The sequence below is a fragment of the Microcystis sp. M079S1 genome (assembly GCF_020246425.1).
Taxonomy (GTDB): Bacteria; Cyanobacteriota; Cyanobacteriia; order Cyanobacteriales; family Microcystaceae; genus Microcystis; species Microcystis aeruginosa.
Genome location: NZ_JADBSZ010000326.1, coordinates 1 through 5206, shown reverse-complemented (window position 1 = coordinate 5206; position 5206 = coordinate 1). Strand labels below are relative to the sequence as shown.

8 protein-coding genes and 1 pseudogene are annotated in these 5206 nt (G+C 43.9%); 7 read left to right on the top strand and 2 right to left on the bottom strand.

Annotation, left to right across the window (positions count from 1 at the left end; translation table 11 throughout):
- A pseudogene (locus tag IM456_RS21000) lies at positions 1-138 on the bottom strand (photosystem II D2 protein (photosystem q(a) protein)); the annotation flags it as partial.
- Positions 139-673: 535 nt separating this feature from the next.
- Between IM456_RS21000 and IM456_RS20995 the strand changes: the two are divergent.
- The 7 genes from IM456_RS20995 to IM456_RS20965 all read left to right on the top strand — a co-directional run bounded on the left by IM456_RS20995 (position 674) and on the right by IM456_RS20965 (position 3997).
- Positions 674-1534: a class I SAM-dependent methyltransferase gene (locus IM456_RS20995; protein ID WP_287692413.1), complete on the top strand. Its 861-nt coding sequence runs from the start codon at positions 674-676 to the stop codon at positions 1532-1534.
- 13 nt (positions 1535-1547) lie between these two features.
- The gene (locus tag IM456_RS20990) at positions 1548-1685 is read left to right on the top strand and encodes a type II toxin-antitoxin system Phd/YefM family antitoxin (protein WP_272081755.1); all 138 of its coding nucleotides are present in this window, start codon (positions 1548-1550) and stop codon (positions 1683-1685) included.
- Complete coding sequence (locus IM456_RS20985; protein ID WP_103112597.1) at positions 1678-1809, top strand: type II toxin-antitoxin system YoeB family toxin; 132 nt, start codon at positions 1678-1680, stop codon at positions 1807-1809. Before IM456_RS20990 ends, IM456_RS20985 begins: the two co-directional genes overlap by 8 nt.
- Complete coding sequence (locus IM456_RS20980) at positions 1806-2024, top strand: type II toxin-antitoxin system HicB family antitoxin (protein ID WP_287692410.1); 219 nt, start codon at positions 1806-1808, stop codon at positions 2022-2024. The genes IM456_RS20985 and IM456_RS20980 overlap by 4 nt, the downstream gene beginning before the upstream one ends.
- Before the next feature lie 207 nt (positions 2025-2231).
- Entirely contained in the window at positions 2232-2501 is a 270-nt protein-coding gene (locus IM456_RS20975; RefSeq protein ID WP_002756830.1) for a UPF0367 protein family, read from the top strand.
- Between the two features lie 194 nt (positions 2502-2695).
- Positions 2696-3364: an energy-coupling factor ABC transporter ATP-binding protein gene (locus IM456_RS20970; protein ID WP_149985320.1), complete on the top strand. Its 669-nt coding sequence runs from the start codon at positions 2696-2698 to the stop codon at positions 3362-3364.
- Between the two features lie 21 nt (positions 3365-3385).
- Complete coding sequence (locus IM456_RS20965) at positions 3386-3997, top strand: NYN domain-containing protein (protein ID WP_061432916.1); 612 nt, start codon at positions 3386-3388, stop codon at positions 3995-3997.
- 243 nt (positions 3998-4240) lie between these two features.
- Here IM456_RS20965 and sfsA read toward each other — a convergent pair whose 3' ends face one another.
- A complete protein-coding gene (sfsA, locus tag IM456_RS20960; protein WP_287692408.1) occupies positions 4241-4960 on the bottom strand; it encodes a DNA/RNA nuclease SfsA in 720 nt (239 codons plus the stop codon).
- Positions 4961-5206: the final 246 nt, after the last annotated feature.

The window sequence follows — 5206 nt, the reverse complement described above, 5'->3', positions numbered from 1 at the left end:
TCCACCTAGGGCCATGAAGGCGCAGGGGAAGAGTAGTAAACCAGACCAACCGATGAAGACGAAACGGTCTCTTTTGAGCCAGTCATCGAGAGCATCAAACAGCCCTCTTTCTGGGGCGCGTCCGACAGCAATGGTCATGGGGGTTTTCTCCGAAAAATGTATATTATTGCTAAGATTCCGCGCTCTCTTCTCCATCTATCCGAGCAGGCCAGCAGATGTGTAGAAGAATTGTGAGAAATCTTTACTTTTCTTAACTTACACTATATTGGGAAAAATGGCCAAGATTTTTCAGGTCGGTCTTAAAAAAATCTAAAATTTTTCGGGGAGACCACTTCTTGCGCGTTGCGGGGGGAGATGGGGATTTGGGGAGATGGGGAGATATGCCGCCTCAATTGCTTGGTATTGTCGTCTTCACGTCTTGAGTGGAATGCTAGACCACTCTGTGGGGTAATTCTCCCCAAATTGAGGTGATTAAACCGCATAGTGTCGTATTGGGTTTTATTTAGTGGTGTTGGATCTATGCAAGTGGGATAATATAGAGGGGGTTGCTCGATCGCAGGAGGCGGTATATAACGCTTTTCACGTTACTGAGGTATCGACAAGTTTTGCTAACAAAGGGTTTAAGCCCCTTGCCCATACCTCATTCTGATGAAAACTGCTATAGTTAACAGTTATGCCGTATAGTGACGAACAACACTGTTCATGCCGTAAATTGAAAGAGCAAAAACTGATGAACTTAAAAACAGTCGCAAAGTCCTTAATACCAAATAGATTACTCAATTGGTATAGAAATCAAAAAACAAAACACTCTCAGGAAGGAATAGGCGAATTCAGGTTCAATTCTGATCCGACCTCGGATGTTAAAAGAGATATACAAGAGAAGTATGAACACAATAGCGAGTTGCTTGATTTTTTCGCCAATAATAAGGGGGCTGTCGTTCATAAGTGGCACCATTACATCCCCTTATATGATCGTTATTTTTCATCTTTTCGAGGGCAAAAAGTAAGATTTCTTGAGATTGGCGTAAGCAATGGCGGTAGTCTTCAGATGTGGAGAAAATACTTTGGTGATGATGCAATTATTTTTGGTATCGACATCAACCCTAATTGTGAGAAATTGAACGGTCTTGCTGGGCAAGTAAGAATCGGCTCTCAGGCTGACCACTGTTTTTTGGAGTCTGTCGTTAAGGAGATGGGAGGCATAGATATAATTTTGGACGACGGCAGTCACCGTATGGAACATATTCCAGCTACATTGAGTTATTTATTTCCTCATTTGAGTTATGGTGGAATATATATGATCGAAGACTTACACACTGCCTACTGGAGATCATTCGGCGGAGGGTATCGATCTAAAACCAACTTCTTCGGATTTGCGATGGATTTGATAGATGATATGCACCACTGGTATCACAGACAAGAACTGAAACGAGCCGCTATCAGCAAAGACTGCTCCGGCATTCATATCCACGACTCTATATTGGTTCTTGAGAAGAACAAAGTTTTTAAGCCCGTTCATTCTCGAGTGGGTTAGGATACCTAACAATATGTCTAAAAGTTATTATGACAGTCTGATGGAAACAGTTTATCTCTTAAAATCTCCGGCTAATGCTCAACATTTGCAAGAAGCGATCGCAGAATATCAAGCAGGTAAAACACAAGAACATGATTTAATCGATGCGTAAGTTGGCTTGGGGTAGTAAAGCATGGAAAGATTATCTTTATTGGCAATCTCAGGACAAGAAAACCCTGAAAAGAATCAATCTGCTCATCCAAGATACTCTATCCAATCCCTTTGAAGGAAAATGAATAAATACAGCATGATTGTTCAGTGGTCTGATGAAGATCAGCTTTTCCTGGTAACGCTCCCAGAGTTTTCTGATCTTGTCGTCATGCCTTGTACTCATGGCAAAACTCGTCAAGAGGCCATCCACAACGGTGAAGAAGTGATTGAAATGTACTTGGAAGCCTGGCGGACAGAAGGTGAAGTGATTCCCGAACCCAGAACAAGATCGGTCGCTTGATATTCCTGCTCGGTCCTGGGGCATAACAACGCCTCTGCACACCGACTGCCGAGAGTTAATCGGTGATGATGCTAGGGTTATCTGCACAGTGAACAGCAATCAGTGAACTGAAAACCCACATCTGATCACTAATACCCTAAAACCCCAACACCCAAGCCCTGCTATACAATGGTTTTTGACTTGTTTTTTGGAAGGGAACGCTAAACTATGTATTCGATCGATATTACCCTGAAACTCTCGCCCATCCCCATTTCCGTGCAGCGCAAGGAAGAAGCAGCAGCAGACGCTTTGTATCAAACAATTATTAACGCTATGCGATCGCCGAATCCGGAATTATTAGAATTAACCTGCGAAAAACAAACCGATAAAAAGGTGGCGGTTTTGAGCGATCAGATCAGTGCGGTGATTGTTTCACAAAAATCCGGGGCTGCCTCCACTGGTAGAGCGCCGGGGTTTGTCGCTTTAGCCACAGAATAGTTCTTTAATCAGTTATCAGTGAGCAGTAATCAGTAAACAGTAATCAGTGAGCAGTAAAAAGACAGTAGGAAACTTCTATTTAATACTGCACACTTAAAAACTCAAATCTGATAACTGATAACTGATAACTGATAACTGATAACTGATAACTGATAACTGATAACTGATAACTGATAACTGATAACTGATAATTCATGACTATAAAAGTAAAAGACCTCTGCTTTAGCTGGCCGAATGGGAAATCAGTATTAAATGGCTGCTCTTTGCAAGTTCCCAGAGGAGAATTTTGGATGTTGTTGGGGACAAATGGCAGCGGTAAATCAACCCTGCTGCGGCTCTTAGCGGGATTATTAAAACCTAGTCGCGGGGAAATAGAGATACCTAACCCCCTCGGTTTTGTTTTTCAAAATCCCGACCATCAGTTAGTGATGCCAACAGTGGGGGCAGATGTGGCTTTTGGGTTGGTATCCGAGGGTTTATCCACGCCGGCAATTCGGGCGCGGGTGCGGGAATCCCTAGGGGCGGTGAATTTATTAGAAATGGAAAAACGACCGATATATGCTCTCAGTGGCGGACAAAAGCAAAGAATCGCCATTGCGGGGGCTTTAGCTCGTCATTGCGAGGTTTTGCTCTTTGATGAACCCACCGCCCTTTTGGATGGGGATACCCAGCTAGAATTAGTCTCTCAAGTGCAGAAATTGGTCAAAAACCGGGGGATTACGGCCCTTTGGGTGACGCATCGCCTGGAGGAATTGGATTACAGCGATGGGGCATTTTTATTAGAGGGGGGCAAGGTAACGGATCGGGGAAATCCCCTAGACTTAAAAGCGAGATTATTGGCAAGTGCGGCGGTTGAATCCTAAATTTTTGTTAATATCATTAGGATGCTGTTTTTTAGAACTGCCCTTAATGCTACACCAATTACTCTCAAAGCCATGGTTAATTCCTCTGATCGTTCCCTTCTGCTGGTTGACGGCTACAACGTCATCGGTGCTTGGCCGTCCCTGAAAAAAATTAGCGATCGCCACGGTCTCGAACCGGCGCGAGACAAGTTAATTGAAACCCTAATCGGTTACACCCACCACCAGGGTTATCAAACCCAAATCGTCTTCGATTCCTACCTTCAAGATACCCCCGGCAGCCAAGAACGCTACACTAACCATTTATCGGTTTATTTTACTGCTCACGCTCAAACCGCCGACACCTATATCGAGAAAACCTGCGCCGATTTTTGGCACGATCGCGCCCCAGCTATCGGACGGATTATCGTCGCTACTTCTGATAATGCCCAAAAAATGACCGTTATGGGTTATGGGGCCCAGTGGATTTCCGCTCAACGTCTGGAAATCGAGGTGGATTTAACCGGTCGTCGTCTGAGAAAATCCCAGAGTTCTTCTCAAAGTCCCAAAGGGCGTTTTTTATTCCATTCTCTCGATGCTCAGGTGCAACAGAAATTAGAGAAAATGCGCCACGGAATTAGTTATCAAAAACCTTGACAAATTACCTCAAATATGTATCGACAAAATCCCCAGTAGAGGCACAGGTAACTGTGTCTCTAGGTTTTTAAAGGTCAGTTGCGGTTCGGGGGATTTTGTCAAAAGCTTATACTAAATCCGTTGAGTACAGGCTAGTTATGAGGAGAGGCACTCATGCAAGAGGCAAAAGGCGAGGGGGAATAAATCATCAGTTTTTAATAACCGGATTTAGTATTACTTGCTGGTCCCTCTAAACTACTCGTTTCACAGCTGCAATTCTGCCAAACCTAAATAATAAATTCCCGTGGGTGTCACTTGGAAGCGACAGGGTAAAACTTTGACTCCTTTAGCCACTGCTTGACGCAATAACTGCCCGTATTTAGTATCCTTACTATCCCCCGGAGCAAATCGGTAACAATCACCCCGATTAATAAAGTAGAGCATAATCGCCTCCGCTGCCAGCAATAAAGCCATTAATTCCTGTAAATGCTTCTGTCCTCGCGTGGTGACAGTATCGGGAAAAAGTGCCGTTTCTCCCTGATTCCAAGTGGTATTTTTAACCTCGATATAGGTGAGGGAATTATCCCCATGGGTCAAAAGAAAATCAATTCTACTGCCATTATTTTGACCGTAGGCCACTTCCGATCGCACCTCGGTTTCATTTTTGACCAAATCGGGAAAAACTCCTTGCAACAGGGCATTTTTCACCACCTGATTAGGAAGATTGGTATTAACTCCCACCCAAGTCTCCCCCAGTTGAATCATCTCCCAGGTATAAGCTAATTTTCGCTTCGGGTTATCACTACGGGAAAGATAAACCGGTTGACCTTCTACGCATACATCCGTCATCGGTCCGGTATTAGCGCAATGGGCCGTAATTAATTCTCCGTTGTCCAGTTGTATGTCGGCAAAAAAGCGTTTGTAACGTTTAATTAAAATACCCTTGACAAGAGAAGGGTATGTGTGAACTAACAAAGAAGTCATCAAATTTTCGCCAGGCTATATAAGGTAAAGAATAGCCTTTTTTTGGGAGCTTAACCTGAAGACAGGAGACCCTTCAGTTATCAGTGAACAGTGATCAGTAAACAGTAATCATCGGAAATTTTGGGTCTGAAACCCCGCCGTTCTAGGTTGGCTTTACGTTAGAATTAAAAGGCCAGTCTCGAAAACCAAGTGGACGGCGCAGCACCTTGAAAACTCGGCTTAGGGGGTTCCGACCAGAAAAGCTTG